Source organism: Pasteurella sp. XG20, assembly GCF_018968665.1.
Classification (GTDB): Bacteria; Pseudomonadota; Gammaproteobacteria; order Enterobacterales; family Pasteurellaceae; genus Pasteurella; species Pasteurella multocida.
Genome location: NZ_CP076656.1, coordinates 844,452 through 859,362 on the forward strand (window position 1 = coordinate 844,452; position 14,911 = coordinate 859,362).

12 protein-coding genes are annotated in these 14,911 nt (G+C 38.4%); 3 read left to right on the forward strand and 9 right to left on the reverse strand.

Translation table 11 applies throughout. The features are described 5' to 3' along the window. Positions 1 to 72: 72 nt before the first annotated feature. The 4 genes from KPF51_RS03760 to moeA form a co-directional block, all read right to left on the reverse strand. Positions 73 to 735: a DUF4391 domain-containing protein gene (locus KPF51_RS03760; RefSeq protein ID WP_061406119.1), complete on the reverse strand. Its 663-nt coding sequence runs from the start codon at positions 733 to 735 to the stop codon at positions 73 to 75. Then, on the reverse strand, positions 735 to 4,004 hold the full coding sequence (locus KPF51_RS03765; protein WP_061406118.1) for a helicase-related protein: 3,270 nt from the start codon (positions 4,002 to 4,004) through the stop codon (positions 735 to 737). The genes KPF51_RS03760 and KPF51_RS03765 overlap by 1 nt, the downstream gene beginning before the upstream one ends. A gap of 78 nt (positions 4,005 to 4,082) precedes the next feature. Next, on the reverse strand, positions 4,083 to 4,799 hold the full coding sequence (gene moeB / locus KPF51_RS03770) for a molybdopterin-synthase adenylyltransferase MoeB (RefSeq protein WP_061406117.1): 717 nt from the start codon (positions 4,797 to 4,799) through the stop codon (positions 4,083 to 4,085). Between the two features lies 1 nt (position 4,800). Continuing rightward, positions 4,801 to 6,021 carry a molybdopterin molybdotransferase MoeA gene (gene moeA, locus KPF51_RS03775; RefSeq protein WP_005726596.1) on the reverse strand — a complete coding sequence of 407 codons (1,221 nt, stop codon included), beginning with the start codon at positions 6,019 to 6,021 and terminating at the stop codon, positions 4,801 to 4,803. A gap of 242 nt (positions 6,022 to 6,263) precedes the next feature. Here moeA and folE point away from each other — a divergent pair, with 242 nt between their 5' ends. Further along, entirely contained in the window at positions 6,264 to 6,920 is a 657-nt protein-coding gene (gene folE / locus KPF51_RS03780) for a GTP cyclohydrolase I FolE (protein ID WP_005726594.1), read from the forward strand. 94 nt (positions 6,921 to 7,014) lie between these two features. Here the strand turns inward: folE and acs are convergent, their stop codons facing one another. Continuing rightward, the gene (gene acs, locus KPF51_RS03785; protein ID WP_016534106.1) at positions 7,015 to 8,976 is read right to left on the reverse strand and encodes an acetate--CoA ligase; all 1,962 of its coding nucleotides are present in this window, start codon (positions 8,974 to 8,976) and stop codon (positions 7,015 to 7,017) included. A 247-nt stretch (positions 8,977 to 9,223) separates the two neighbouring features. On the opposite strand from acs, the gene xthA reads away from it, so the two are divergent. Continuing rightward, complete coding sequence (gene xthA, locus KPF51_RS03790) at positions 9,224 to 10,027, forward strand: exodeoxyribonuclease III (RefSeq protein WP_005716151.1); 804 nt, start codon at positions 9,224 to 9,226, stop codon at positions 10,025 to 10,027. Positions 10,028 to 10,036: 9 nt separating this feature from the next. Then, complete coding sequence (locus KPF51_RS03795) at positions 10,037 to 10,810, forward strand: TIGR01619 family protein (RefSeq protein ID WP_005726592.1); 774 nt, start codon at positions 10,037 to 10,039, stop codon at positions 10,808 to 10,810. Between the two features lie 70 nt (positions 10,811 to 10,880). Here the strand turns inward: KPF51_RS03795 and KPF51_RS03800 are convergent, their stop codons facing one another. The 4 genes from KPF51_RS03800 to KPF51_RS03815 form a co-directional block, all read right to left on the reverse strand. Beyond that, positions 10,881 to 11,582, reverse strand: a complete 702-nt coding sequence (locus tag KPF51_RS03800; RefSeq protein WP_061406116.1) for a CPBP family intramembrane glutamic endopeptidase — start codon at positions 11,580 to 11,582, stop codon at positions 10,881 to 10,883. A 229-nt stretch (positions 11,583 to 11,811) separates the two neighbouring features. After that, the gene (locus KPF51_RS03805) at positions 11,812 to 12,225 is read right to left on the reverse strand and encodes a YhcB family protein (RefSeq protein ID WP_005716148.1); all 414 of its coding nucleotides are present in this window, start codon (positions 12,223 to 12,225) and stop codon (positions 11,812 to 11,814) included. A 120-nt stretch (positions 12,226 to 12,345) separates the two neighbouring features. Further along, entirely contained in the window at positions 12,346 to 14,106 is a 1,761-nt protein-coding gene (gene ycaO / locus KPF51_RS03810) for a 30S ribosomal protein S12 methylthiotransferase accessory factor YcaO (RefSeq protein ID WP_005756748.1), read from the reverse strand. A gap of 77 nt (positions 14,107 to 14,183) precedes the next feature. Then, positions 14,184 to 14,900 carry a class I SAM-dependent methyltransferase gene (locus KPF51_RS03815; protein ID WP_016533632.1) on the reverse strand — a complete coding sequence of 239 codons (717 nt, stop codon included), beginning with the start codon at positions 14,898 to 14,900 and terminating at the stop codon, positions 14,184 to 14,186. Between the last annotated feature and the right edge of the window lie 11 nt (positions 14,901 to 14,911).

The following is a 14,911-nucleotide window of genomic DNA, read 5'->3' on the forward strand; positions in this document are numbered from 1 at the left end:
TCGACATATTTTCTCCATTATCTAGTGTGATTTATTCCGGTGGATGCTAGGGATATCCTGCTGGATACAGTATTATAAATTGTTTATTTGTTTTTGTAGTTGTTGAATTTTCTGGTTTATTTCAACTTTGCGATTAAATTGTTTCTCATTTTTTAGCTTAGTTGTGAGATTGGCGAGCGCTTTTTGTAGCAGGCTTATTTCTCTCTGCTTTTGTAAAATTTGTTCAATATTCTGTGCTGTATTGATTTCATCTTGAACGGTGAAAGGCAATAAAGCATGGATCAAATGAGCATATAAATCAGCTAAGTTTAATACGATAGGTAAGTCTTGTCGGCTATTTTCAGTTAACCATGCTGACTCGTAATAGTGATCAAGTACTACTTTTGTCTTATCTGTATGACTTAAACGTTTATAGGTAGCGATCACTTTAATTTTGTTTTGATAATGAATTTCAAAAATAATTGGGCTCAGAATTTGGTTATCAATATAATTTAAAATCCTTTTATCAAGGTGTTCCACTCGGGTATGAAGGTGAAAAATTTGAATCTCTTTTACTTCATCAGTTGGGGGAATTCTAAGCGTATTTTCAGCCAATTTATTTGCCCAGTGAATACGCTCAATCTGATTAACAAAGAGTTGTTCAAGTTTATGTGTTGCATTACCCATCTGATAAAATTTATTTTTCGGGATTTGACGATTTACAGCTGTGGTTCCAGGATAACGATATAGCGCCATTATTGTTCCTCAATGACAATAAAACTAATTAGCTCAAAATCATTTAAGCCTGAAATATCCTGGCTTAATGCGCTCGTTGTTAAACCAGAAAATAAGCTATCGATATCTTTTTCCTGTTTTACTTGTCTGATTTTGTCAATCACAATATCCAGTAATTTGGAGTATTGCCGCATATCCCGACCGTCTTGAGTACGTCGATTAAAGGACTCATAAACTTCAGGAATCGCTTTATTTTGTCCACGACAAGACTTCCGAGCAACATCAAGTAAATACTTCGCTTTTGTGTAATCAAACACAACTTGACCATTTTCTTGAATATACACAATATAATAGGGATAAAGCCGATTTGGATTATTATGTTGATATTCTTTATGTCTTGCTTTTAATGTAAAAATGACGCCAGCATGTAAGCCAATATCTGGTTGTGCAGGTACAACAGTATGTAAACCTTTCGGTGAATGAGCTAACTCTGGGTTTTGTTCCATATAATGAATTAGATCCATTCTAAAATCATTTAAACCTAGATCGGTGATAGAGACACCCGTGTTAGCATCTTCTAAGTCTAAGACTTCGTTTTGTAATTGCTTTAATTGTGCTTTACGATAAGCGAGCTCATTTGCTTTTGTTGTAAGCACGTTGTCATCACCTGTCCCCGCCATATCTACAATGACCATGCGATTTTCAACACGTTCGCGGAGATTGATATATTCATCTAAGCTAATATCAGGCCAATAATTGACTAATTGAATGACATTATTTCTTGAACCAATACGATCTACACGCCCAAAACGTTGAATAATTCGCACCGGATTCCAATGAATATCAAAATTGATTAAATAGTCACAATCCTGTAAGTTTTGCCCCTCAGAAATACAATCTGTCGCGATCAAAATATCAATTTCATTTTTTTCATCAGGAAAAACTTGTTCTTTTTGTTTAGAAATAGGTGAGAATAATGTTAATAATCCTTGCATATCATAGCATGCTCGGCCCCCCATTTGCGTTTTTATTGTGGATTGATTTTGTGAACCTGTAATTTTTGCCGTATGAATATTAAAATGTTGCAAAAATAGTGGTGCTAGATTCTGATAAAGATAGTCAGCCGTATCTGAAAATGCCGTAAAAATAATGACTTTTTTATTGTTTAAGTTAATTGGATGCTCCATTTTATTTTTAATATGACTAATTAAATGTTGTAATTTGGCATCTTTTTGTGGCGTAACTGGTGTGATTTTTTCTAACAAATCTTGAATAATAAACAGATCAGTTGTAAGTTCATTTTGCCAGCTTAGAATATCCATATCACCTAAATGAATTTTAAGTGTTTTCCCTATTAAATCTTCAGTGTACAGCAATTCACCATTTTCATCTTGATCATAACCCATTTCGGGAGCAATACTGATTTCCCCGGTATTTTTTCGTTCCTCGAAATCAGCGATCTTAGCTAATACATTTTCAATACTTTTTTCTAATTCTTTTAAAGTAAGTCGGAAGGCTTGAACAGAACTTTCTAAGCGTTTTAGCAAGTTGATTGTCATTAAACTTTGTAAGTTTTTTTCTCTATCAGTTTGTTTAAATTTTGTATTGTTACTCACTATTGTATCGAAAATTTCTTCGTATTTACTGAGTCTACTTGGTTGAATGTAGCTAACAGGTGCATACACGGACATGCTTATTTGGGATAAACTGTGGTAAATATCATTCAATTTAATATTATTCTCGGTGGAAATAGCGCAGCGGTAGGATAACGGTTTTAAGCGAGTTGGAAATTTACCTATATCATGAGTATCGTAAAAGTTTTGAATATGTTTTCTGGAACGTGCAATTGTTAAGCTATCAAGTAGTTTGAAAAAATCAAAATCTAATAAGTTTAAAATAGTTTCTGTAGTCCGTTCTTCTGCTGGGAGTTTACTCCATTGATTAAAACTCGCTTGTGCACGAGAAAAAATCATATCAATACTTCTTTCGGTATCTAGTTTTTGTTGCAATTGCTCTGGATTGCCCTCATAAGCTAGAGCTAGTTGATTTTTAAGATCATTAAATCTGTTATTTACTGGCGTCGCAGATAGCATTAAAACTTTTGTTTTAACGCCTTGGCGTAAAATTTTATCCATCAAGATTTGATAGCGTGTTGTCCTGTCTTTGAATGTATCTCGGTTACGGAAGTTATGGGATTCGTCAATGACGAGTAAATCATAATTTCCCCAATTGACTTTACTGAGGTCAATACCACCACTGTTACCATTTTGTCTAGAAAGATCCGTATGATAAAAAACATCATAATTAAAACGATCTTGTGCAAATAAATTTGTCACTAGGTTTGTATTGTATGTTCGCCAATTATCAGCAAGTTTTTTAGGGCAAAGAACCAATACACTTTTATTACGCAGTTCATAATATTTGATGACAGCAAGAGCAGTAAACGTTTTTCCTAATCCAACACTGTCCGCCAAAATACAGCCATTGTAACTTTCCAATTTATTAATAATGCCTATGGCTGCATCTTTTTGGAAATTAAATAGTTTTTTCCAGATTAATGTGTCTTGATAGCCTGTTTTTTCATTAGGCATAACATCGTCATTTATTTCTGTTAAGAAATCCTTAAAAATATGATATAGCATGAGGAAATAGATGCGCTCAGGAGCATTTTCTTGGTAAACAGACGCTATATGTTGAATAATTTGTGGTGTAACATCTTCAACTTTTTCATGGTCATGCCAAATTTGATTAAACAACTGCAAATATTGTTGTGAAAATTGACCTTCAAATCGAGTAGAAAAATTAGATGTAGCATCACTTTTTTTATAACCTAATCCTGCTGGATTGAACCCTTGGATTGGAAAGTATGTGATTGTATTGTTTTTTTGTTTTATTGAGATGAGCTCTTGCATTGGGGCATGGCTAGTATTGGATTTAAATTTAGCTTTACGTCTAATCCAATCTGCACATTCTTTTGCAATTGCTTTTTGAGTTAATTTATTTTTTAGATGAATTTCAAATTCTGTACCATATAAACTATTTTCACGATCAGACCGAGGAATAACGAATTCACGCTTCTCTTTAGTTAATTTTTCTGTGACTGTGTCGGTAACAAAAGTTGGAGTGGTAAAAATAAATTGGAGTTCCTCAATATTTTCTAATTCATTTTTTAATTCTGCGTAAGCGTAAATAGAAAAATAAGAAGCTGCAATTTTTAATTTATCATTTTGACTTAATGATGTTTTCAGATCTTCGCCAAGAATATGGTTGATGTTGTCAATAATTTTCATGAAATGTTTTTGTATTATTTAATTAAAATCATGTTATAAAATTGTACAGAATATTTAGTATTAGGCAAATTTGCCTTACTAAAATTTGATCTCTCTCACATTCATCGTCATCCCATCGATCATCAGTAATCTGCCACATAAATTCTTACCGATATTTAACCGCACTTTAATCGCCTCTAACGCTTGAATAGAACCAACAATGCCCACAATGGGCGCTAATACCCCCGCCTCGACGCAACTTAGCGTATTCTCGCCAAATAATTGACTTAATGTACGATAGGTTGGCGTATTTTCTTGATAAGTAAATACCGTTACTTGCCCTTCCAGGCGGATCGCCGCTCCAGAGACTAACGGCACTTTCGCTTGTTGGCAGACCTGATCAAGCTGATTACGAATTTCTACATTGTCGGTGCAATCTAAAATCACATCAAAGTGCGGTATGATTTCAGCGAGTTTTTCTGTTGAGAGTTTGGCATTGATAGTGTCAATCTGAATATGTGGATTTAAGCGTTGCAACGACAGTTTTGCCGAATCGACTTTCGGCATCGCTAAACGGCTGTCATCGTGCAACACTTGGCGTTGTAGGTTCGACAGCGACACCGTATCAAAATCCAACAAGGTGAGATGCCCCACACCAGCTGTCGCTAAATATTGGCTGGCGGCACAGCCTAAACCGCCCAAGCCAACAATCAGCATTTTGCTTTGTTTGAGGGTTTCTTGCCCCTCAAAATCTACCGCCTTGAGCATAATTTGACGGTTATAACGTAATTCTTCTTGATAACTTAATTCAGTCATATTAACTCATTAGATGGTTAAATGGCTCGATTGTGACCGTTTCACCCGCTTCCACATTGCCACGTTCACGCTCTAGCACAATAAAGCAGTTACTTTTCACAAAAGAGCTAAAAAGATGTGATCCTTGAAAACCAACGGGTTGCACCTCAATTTGCCCTTGGGCATTCACTTGATAGAAACCACGTTGGAAATCTAAACGCCCCGGTGCTTTTTTCATCTTGGTTGCTGCAATGGCTGTCAAGCGTTGCGGCGCTTTCCACTGGCTATAACCACTTAATTTGGCAATCACCGGTTGTACTAATTGATAAAAAGTTGCCAATGCCGACACAGGATTACCCGGTAAACCACAGAACCAGGCGTTTTTTAATCGACCAAAGGCAAAAGGCTTACCCGGCTTCATCGCAATTTTCCAGAAATTCACTTGACCGACTTTTTCAAGCACTTTTTTGGTAAAATCTGCTTCACCCACAGAAACGCCACCGCTTGTGATCACCAAGTCCGCTTGCTGTTGAGCCTCAATAAAGGCTTTTTCAAATTCTTGCTCGTTATCCGGTAATAAACCGAAATCCAGAATCTCACAGTTGAGCTTTTCCAGTAACAATTGAATCGTAAAACGGTTAGTGTCGTAAATTTGACCTTCTTTCAGCGGTTGTCCTACCGGCACAAGTTCGTCACCAGTCGAAAGCACAGCTACTTTCAAACGTGGAAAGACCTTGACATTATATATGCCTAATGAGGCGAGTAAGGGTAAGGAAACTGCATTTAACACGCTTCCTTTATTCAATACCACTTCACCTTGTTTGACATCTTCGCCAATGTAGCGAATATTTTGACCGGCTTTAATCTTTTCAGGGAAAGTGACTGTACCATCCTCATTGACGATCACGTCTTCTTGCATCACCACCGCATCCGCACCCGCCGGCAACATTGCCCCTGTCATAATTCTGACCGTGCTTTGTGTTTGCCATTCCCCGTCAAAAGGTGCGCCCGCAAAGGACTTTCCTGCGACCGTGAGAGTTAAATTTTGTGCTAAATCTGCTAGCCGCACCGCATAGCCGTCCATCGCCGAGTTATCAAATGAGGGGACATTAAGCGGGGAAATGATATCCTCAGCACAAATGCGATTCACCGCATGTTGAAGGGGGAGTTGTTCGGCTTGCGCACAATCTGGTGTTGGCAACATAGCGAGCATTTGAGTCAGTGCTTGTTCAAGAGGCAACATAATTGAATCCTTAGTTGAGTTTAACGGGCAATATTTTATACCAAAAACGCAGGATGATCTCTTTTTCTCATACTTTGTTTACATTTTATGTGAGCGTGAGTTTAATGTATTCCTTTTTTCAGGCTCAAGTCTCGCCCAGAGCACCATATTTCCAAAACTTTTCATCCTCTCTACCAATTATTCTCATTTGTACTTTGGCGAGAGTTTGCTAGAATGTGCGGATTATTTATCGGGAGTTTTACATGAACAAGATTTCACCAGAAGCAGAAAAAGTCCGCAACGCATTATTAAGTAAGGGGATTGAAACCCCAATGATTACCCCAGAACAAGACAGAGATACGCGTCGAGCGGGGATTGAACAACATATGCGTGAAGTGATGAAGCTGATTGGGTTAGATTTACGTGATGATAGTTTAGAAGAAACCCCCGTGCGTTTGGCGAAAATGTTTGTTGATGAAATTTTCAGCGGATTAGACTATGCGAATTTCCCGAAAATTACTAACATTGAAAATCGTATGAAAGTCAGTGAAATGGTGTTGGTGAATGACGTGACGTTAACCAGTACTTGTGAACACCATTTTGTGACTATTGATGGGATGGTTTCGGTGGCGTATTACCCGAAAAAATGGGTCATTGGGTTGTCTAAAATTAATCGCATCGTGGCGTTTTTTGCACAACGTCCACAAGTACAAGAGCGTTTGACTGAACAAATTTTGTTGGCATTCCAAACGATTTTAGAAACGGACGATGTGGCGGTGTATGTAAAGGCTACTCATTTCTGCGTGAAATGCCGTGGCATTAAAGATACCAACAGTTATACGGTGACATCCGCATTTGGTGGTGTCTTTTTAGATGACCGTGAAACGCGTAAAGAGTTTTTAACCTTAATTAATAAATAAGTGCGTTAAAACTTTCTAGAAACCGACCGCACTTTGGGCGTCAATATAACTAAAGCACCTTGAGTCAGAACAAGGTGCTTTTTATTTGTTCGGCTTAAAGCCATTGTTGTTGTAATTGACCGATGATCTGTGGATTTTCTAAGGTGGAAATATCTTGTGTGATCATTTCGTTTTTGGCGATAGATCGCAATAAACGACGCATAATCTTGCCTGAGCGTGTTTTTGGTAAGTTATCGGCAAAGCGGATATCTTCAGGACGGGCAATTTTACCAATTTCATTGGATACCCAAGCTTTGAGTTCTTCTGCCAGCTGACGTGCTTCTTCACCTTCTGGACGGAAATCATTCAGCACTACGAAAGCAACAATTGCTTCCCCTTTGATCTCATCTGGCTTACCGACCACTGCCGCTTCAGCCACTTTTGGACTGGCGACGAGCGCAGATTCAATTTCCATGGTACCAAGTCGATGTCCTGAGACATTAAGCACATCATCTGTGCGTCCAAGAATCCAAAAATACCCGTCTTTATCGCGATGGGCATTATCGCCTGCGATGTAGTATTTGCCGCCATATTCCGCAGGGAAATAAGTAGATTTATAACGTTCAGGATCATTCCAAATCGTGCGTAACATCGATGGGAATGGACGTTTAATAGCGAGCGCACCGCCTTGTTCTACAGCACATTTTTGACCATTTTCATCTAACACCTCTGCCATAATACCCGGTAATGGCAGGGTACAAGAACCTGGTTTGGTTGCGGTTACGCCGGGTATCGGTGCGAGCATGATCGAGCCGGTTTCTGTTTGCCACCAAGTATCAACAATTGGACAGCGACTTTTACCAACCACTTCATAAAACCACATCCAAGCCGATGGGTTAATTGGTTCGCCCACGCTGCCAAGTAAGCGTAGTGAAGATAAATCATACTTATTGGGGATATGGTCGCCTAAGCGTGTCAATGAACGAATTAAAGTCGGTGAGGTGTAAAATACATTAATTTTGTGACGTTGTATCATTCGCCAAATCCGTCCCGGATCTGGATAAGTCGGTACGCCTTCAAAAATTACCTGTGTTGCGCCATTGGCGAGTGGACCATAGCAGACATAAGAATGTCCCGTGATCCAGCCAACATCTGCCGTACACCAGAAAATATCATTTGGCTTATTATCAAACACATTGCGAAACGAATTTAATGCACCTAATAAATAACCACCGGTACTGTGTACAATGCCTTTCGGTTTACCCGTTGATCCCGAGGTGTATAAAATAAATAGCGGGTCTTCCGCATTCATCCATTCTGGCTCACAGAAAGCGGGTTGGTTTGCAGTAAGTTCATTCCACCAGAGATCACGCCCTTTTTTCCACGGGGTATCAATATTCACTCGGTGAAAGACGATAACATTTTCAATTGTTTTACAGCCCATTTCTAAAGCTTCATCCACGGTCTCTTTAAGTGGAATAATTTTACCACCACGTAATCCAGCATTCGCGGTAATCACTAATTTGGCTTCAGCATCTTCAATCCGATCACGTAGTGCGCTGGCAGAAAAACCACCAAATACCACTGAATGAATCGCACCGATACGGGCACAGGCTTGCATCGCAATCACGGCTTCCACTAGCATGGGTAAATAAATAATGACCCGATCCCCTTTTTTGATCCCTAATTCACGCAATGCATTAGCAAAACGGCAAACGCGATTATGTAATTTGGCATAAGTATAGAGTTGGACTTGACCAAAATCTGATTCAAAAATTAGCGCGGTTTTATCTGCTTTATCTGGTAAGTGGCGATCTAAACAGTTATAAGACACATTTAAAGTGCCATCAGAAAACCATTTATAGAAAGGCGCTTCTGAATCATCGAAGATGTGCATAAAAGGCTTTTTCCAAGTGATTAATTCACGTGCCAGATCACTCCAATAGGTGAGATAATCTTTGTCAGCAAATTCCCAAAGAGCTTGATAGGTTTCTAAGCCCGAAATATTGGCTTGGCGACGAAATTCATCTGTTGGTTTGAAAAGACGATTTTCTTTTAACATTGAATTATGCGGCATAGTTCCTCCGTTTGGGTGAGTAAAGGATTCTTTTAGCACATTTTTCACTGTAAAAGATGTTTTAAAAATGATCAATCATTGTTAATGAGATGTTACTAGACACAGATCACATTTTTGCAAAAAATGCTGCTAGGGGGTGATGGTGAAAAGCTAAGGGGTAATGACAGAATGTTTTTATTGCTTTGGCAATACACGAGATCACAGTATAATGCTGACTTTATCTAATGATGAATTAGGAAATTTAGGCATGAAAGTCATTTCTTTTAATATTAATGGATTGAGAGCAAGACCGCATCAACTAGAAGCGGTGATTGAGAAATACCAACCCGATGTGTTGGGATTGCAAGAGATTAAGGTGGCAGATGAAATGTTCCCTTATGAACTGGTTGAACATTTGGGCTACCATGTTTTTCATCATGGTCAAAAAGGACACTACGGTGTTGCGTTGTTAACCAAGCAAGCGCCTAAAGCGGTACGTAAAGGGTTTCCAACAGACAGCGAGGAAGCTCAAAAACGCATTATTATGGCGGATTTAGAAACAGATTTTGGCTTATTAACAGTGATTAATGGTTATTTTCCACAAGGCGAAAGTCGCGATCATGAAACCAAATTCCCCGCTAAAGAGAAATTTTATGCGGATTTACAGCAGTATTTAGAACAGGATCACAATGCCAATAATCCGATTATTATTATGGGCGATATGAATATTAGTCCGACAGATCTGGATATTGGGATTGGTGATGAAAATCGTAAACGTTGGTTACGCACGGGCAAATGTTCGTTTTTACCGGAAGAAAGAGAATGGATGAACCGTTTATATGGCTACGGTTTAGTGGACACTTTTCGTCATTTAAATCCGGATGTGAACGATCAATTTTCATGGTTTGATTATCGCTCAAAAGGGTTTGATGATAATCGTGGTTTACGTATTGATCATATTATTGCAAACCATGCTCTAGCAGCACGCTGTGTTGAAACAGGGATTGCGTTGGATATCCGTGCAATGGAAAAACCTTCTGATCATGCACCGGTTTGGGCAGTATTTAAATAAGGTACTCGCATGGATAAAGGACAAAGCTGGCAAAATTATCGTTCTGTACTGAATGAGAAACTGGCGATTTTTTCAGTGAATCTTGAGGTATTACATCAATTCCCCTCGCCGAAAAGCCATAACATCATACAGTTTAAATTTCCGTATGCGATGTTGGATGAGAATGAATTGCCAGATCCGAGTTTTTATCAAACATTAATGCGTCAGATTGTGAAATTATGGACACAATTAAGTGCATTACCTGACACGTTATATGCAGGACATGTGCTATCGGCAGGTCATGCACAGCTTTATTTTTATTGTGATAACACGGAACCCTTTTTAGAAGTACTTAAACAATTTGAGGAAATTTCTGCTATTGAGATTCAATATGATCCACATTGGGACATTTATTTTGACTTCTTATTACCTTCACCTTTGGAAATGAAAATTCATGCCACCGAAGAAGTGCTGGAACTGTTAACAAAAAATGGTCGTGATCTTGCAGCGCTTTATACGATTGAGCATAGCTTTCGTTTTGAAGAAGAAGCAAATATGTTTGCGTTTATGGATTATCTTCACTCGCAGTCTATTACACTGGTTTCCATGCAATATAGTCAGTTGCCTGTTATGCTCGAAGAGGATGAACTGGTTTATTTGGTGAGATTAGAGCAGGAGTTGAGCTTAGATAACAGTCAGATTTTTAACTATGTGGAACAGTTTGAAGATATCGCGAATCAATTTTCAGGTGAATATGCAGGCTGGGAATGCGACGCTATTAAGACTCAAGAGCAACTCAATTAATAGGTTTTATTGTTTTTATCTAATCGAAGCGCAAATAACGCAAGTCAGATGACTTGCGTTATTTTTTGCTTTAATAAAAATAACTTATGACGCCAGCGCCAAAGACATCGGCAATGGCATGGGCAACAAAGAAAGGAAAGAGATCCTTCTTTTTTGATTTTTGGTATAGCAGAAAAAAGAGGCTACCCAGTATTAAACCGATGCCAATCGCAGTTTCCATGCCTTGGTAAGTATGGAAACTCACACGAATAATCAGTGAATAAATAAAGGCGATAGGGAGATATTTACGATCAACGCTTAAGCAGACACCTAAGAAAAAGAGTTCTTCATAGACCCCATTCAACATAGCATAAGGGATCAGCGGGAAATTAATCCAAGCAAAGTGCGGTATGCTTTCTGTGTTTAATGTCTCTTCAACATAGGACAAATCTAGAAACGCATTTAACAGGATGAAATAAAGATCCATACACAGGGCGACAATGATAAACAATACAATCCCTTTTCCGATTGCTTGAAAAGAAAACCCAATATTCCATACGCCGAAATGAAAATTTCGCCATTTTAAATATAAAAATGCCAAGAATAATAAGAGACTTTGTTGAATAAAGGCTCCTATATTATCTTCTGCTGAAAAAGTCGTGATATCGGCATAATTATTCCCTTCCAATGGCATAGCATAATGAAGAAAGGAAGCATAAATAGCATAGGAAAACAGAATGAGGGTTAAGATAGCAATATCAAACCATTTTAATTTGGTAAGCTGATTTTTCATCATTTACTCCGTTAAATTATTGTACAACATGCTAAGCAAAGCGTTAGAACACTTGCTCTATAAGAAAGAAGAGATTAATTGAGAAGTGAATTGTTCATTTTCGTAACTGCCTTTTAGAGAATGAATAAATGGTTAATAAAACGAAGTGTTAGGGGGATTATTATGTATGAAATGGTGCGTTGATAAAAGAAAAAATCTACCAAGTAGGCGACTTGGTAGATTTTATAGACTATTTATCGTTTTTTAGTAAACCTGATGAACCTTCAGAATAATCTCTAGGTTGTTCATCTTTATTTTGCTGGTCATGTTTATCCACATGTTCAGTCGTAATTAAATGTGATGAGAATAACGGTTTATTGGTTAATTCTGGCAATAATGTCGTTGAGGAGGTTGCTAAATGCTTATACAGCTTTTGATAATCTTGGGCAATGTTTTTCAAAAGTTCGGCACTTTCTGAAAAGTGTTTTTCAAGCTGTTGTTTTTGGTTATCTAATTGATTTTTGACTTTCTGTAATTCAGTTTCCGTTTGAAGTTGTTTTTTCACCGAACCTTTAGTAAGACGTAAGAATAAGTAACCTAGGATCAACCCAATAACTAAGCCAATACCCGCTGCTTGCCACATTTCAGTTGTCCAATTTTGCATAAGAAAACTCCTATTATCAGATAAAGTATCGTTGTCAAAATAACATGAAATGAAAAAGATTTCTTTGCACTAGATCACAAATGAAAAAGGATGTCAGGTCTGACATCCTTCGTTTTCATCTTATTTCCAATTTTCACGCTTGGCTTTTTGTAATTTTTCATACGCCTGAAGCAGTTTCTGGTGTGCTTGGAATTGGTGTAAATGTTCATCATCAGCAAGGAGATCATAAAACGGATTCCCGCCTTGTACGGCTTGCCAAGCTATTTCGACTGCACGTTGTCCGTACATTTTTTCAAATACCATGCGGTATTGTTCAGGTTGGCGAGATTTATCGAGGAATAGCTCAATACTGTTGATCAAGCAACGATAATAGTTAGCACGCTCAGCAGTGAAGACCGAGCTGTTCATATTTAATGTCCAATTTGCCCAGTCCAGTGCAGCGTCTAATTCACCAAGGGCTAAATGCAACATCGATTTTAACTCACCAATCCGCAACGTTGACCAACCCGATTTAGGGGGGGCGACAATCCCAATAAATTCACGCACACGAGTCGCATCATCAATGCCTTGTTCATCTAACTCACTTAACAATTCTTGGTAAGTGTGTTGATCATGGTGAAAGTGCGGTAAATCAAGCAAAATTTCTCGCCAATCCATGCCCATATTGTTATTGGCATAAATTAAGTCGTCCACAGGGTAAATGTCGGACATGCCGGGTACAATAATTCGACAGGCATACACATCTAAATGATTGTAATCCATGATATAAACTTCTTTTTGTTCTGCTTGGAAAATCGCCATCAAGTTGTCATATTCTTGAGCCGTGCTCCCCGAAAAATCCCAGTCAACAAATGGATAATCTGCGTCAGATTTAAAGAGATCCCAAGAAATAAGACCACTGGAATCAATAAAATGTGTTTCAAGATTGGCGTGTTCTGCTACATCCTCATTATTGAAAGAAGGTGGCGTAAACACATCAAGATCTTTTAAGCTACGCCCTTGTAATAATTCGGTAACGGTTCTTTCGAGTGCTACTTGAAAACGAGGATGAGCACCAAAAGAGGCAAAGCAGGTACCATTATTAGGATTGAGTAAAATCACACAAATCACGGGGTATTTTCCGCCTAATGACGCGTCATAAGCTAAAATAGGGAAACCTTCTTGTTCTAATTTCGCAATAGCAGCTTGGATCGTTGGGAAACGTGCCATCACTTCGGCAGGAATTAATGGTAGGCTGATTGCTTCGGCAATAATTTTATTTTTAATATGGCGTTCAAAAACTTCCGATAAGCCTTGGACTCGTGCTTCAAATTTACTGTTTCCAGCAGACATACCATTGGAAACGTATAGGTTAGCAATGATACTTTGTGGAATGTAAACTGTTGTTTGATCCGATTGACGTACATAAGGCATGGCGACAATGCCACGATCGTAATGACTGGATTGCAAATCCACTAATAATTGTGGCGTTAATTCTTGTTGTGGATCGTAATAATCGAGCAATTCTTGATTTAAAAGCCCATTAGGCAATAAGTTCTCATCTTCGATAGGAAACCATTTTTCATTGGGATAATGCACGAAATCACTGTTAGCGATATCCTGTCCTAAATAAAAATCAGCGAAGAAATAGTTGGTGGAAAGGCGTTCAAAATATTCCCCTAATGCGGAGGCAAGCGCCGCTTTTTTCGTCGCACCTTTCCCATTAGTAAAACATTGTGGGCAATCTTTATCACGAATATGTACCGACCATACATTCGGTACAGGATTGAGCCAAGACGCTTCTTCAATATTGAAACCAAGTGCGGTGAGTTTTTGCTGAAATTTGTGAATACTGTCTTCCAGTGCGGCATCTTTGCCGAGAATAAAAGTTTGTTCAGACATGCTTATCTCGATATGTTTCTGATTTTAAAGCTCGGCATAATAGGGGAGTTTATGGCTTGTCGCAAGTTTAATTGCACTTATTTACGTAGTAGTCTTGTTTTGAATGCGCTAACTGGGGTGAGAAGTTCGTGTTTTTTGAAGTGCGCTTTTTGTGGATTGAGGGTTAATGGATAAACTCGTTTACGTGCCACAATCGCAATCAGGTGTGGAAAGCAGCGATGTTTATCCCAGCTGACTAAACGCTTTTGATCTAAAATATCAAAATTAAGTAAAGCTAGCCAATCTAAGATACGCCAAGGAACATAGTGTCGAACAGGCAATGGGGGATGAGGGACAGCATGTAAATGGCGTTTAAATAATAGTGGACTAAAGGGGTTAAAAAGAGACAAGAATAAATAGCCATCTTCACGCAGAACACGCGTAACTTCACGTAAGATTTGGTGCGGGTCTTGGCTGAAATTTAATGTGTTACTCAACACACAAGCATCAATTGATTGTTCAATAAAAGGCAGTTCAGTCAAATTAGCTTGGATGACACTGGTATTTTTTTGCAAGCCGAGGCTTTGTAATGGTGGGCTGATATGGGGAGCAAGTAAAATAGCATGATGCAAAAAACAATCGCTTTGAATTTCAGCACTTAATCCTCCAAGTTTTAAAACGTGATGACCTAAAATTTTTGGATACCAAGCCGAAAAATAGTCGGTAAGTGCGTTACAATAGCAACTGCCATTTTGTAATTGTTGCCAGCTGTGCGGCAAGTGCATGACGTTAGGATATTTTGCGTTCCACCACATGACAACCCCTT

Coding starts and splice junctions, on each gene's coding strand:
- KPF51_RS03760 (WP_061406119.1), bottom strand. CDS start 735: ATGGCGCTATATCGTTATCCTGGAACCACAGCTGTAAATCGTCAAATC.
- KPF51_RS03765 (WP_061406118.1), bottom strand. CDS start 4,004: ATGAAAATTATTGACAACATCAACCATATTCTTGGCGAAGATCTGAAA.
- moeB (WP_061406117.1), bottom strand. CDS start 4,799: ATGACTGAATTAAGTTATCAAGAAGAATTACGTTATAACCGTCAAATT.
- moeA (WP_005726596.1), bottom strand. CDS start 6,021: ATGTTGCCTCTTGAACAAGCACTGACTCAAATGCTCGCTATGTTGCCA.
- folE (WP_005726594.1), top strand. CDS start 6,264: ATGAACAAGATTTCACCAGAAGCAGAAAAAGTCCGCAACGCATTATTA.
- acs (WP_016534106.1), bottom strand. CDS start 8,976: ATGCCGCATAATTCAATGTTAAAAGAAAATCGTCTTTTCAAACCAACA.
- xthA (WP_005716151.1), top strand. CDS start 9,224: ATGAAAGTCATTTCTTTTAATATTAATGGATTGAGAGCAAGACCGCAT.
- KPF51_RS03795 (WP_005726592.1), top strand. CDS start 10,037: ATGGATAAAGGACAAAGCTGGCAAAATTATCGTTCTGTACTGAATGAG.
- KPF51_RS03800 (WP_061406116.1), bottom strand. CDS start 11,582: ATGAAAAATCAGCTTACCAAATTAAAATGGTTTGATATTGCTATCTTA.
- KPF51_RS03805 (WP_005716148.1), bottom strand. CDS start 12,225: ATGCAAAATTGGACAACTGAAATGTGGCAAGCAGCGGGTATTGGCTTA.
- ycaO (WP_005756748.1), bottom strand. CDS start 14,106: ATGTCTGAACAAACTTTTATTCTCGGCAAAGATGCCGCACTGGAAGAC.
- KPF51_RS03815 (WP_016533632.1), bottom strand. CDS start 14,900: ATGTGGTGGAACGCAAAATATCCTAACGTCATGCACTTGCCGCACAGC.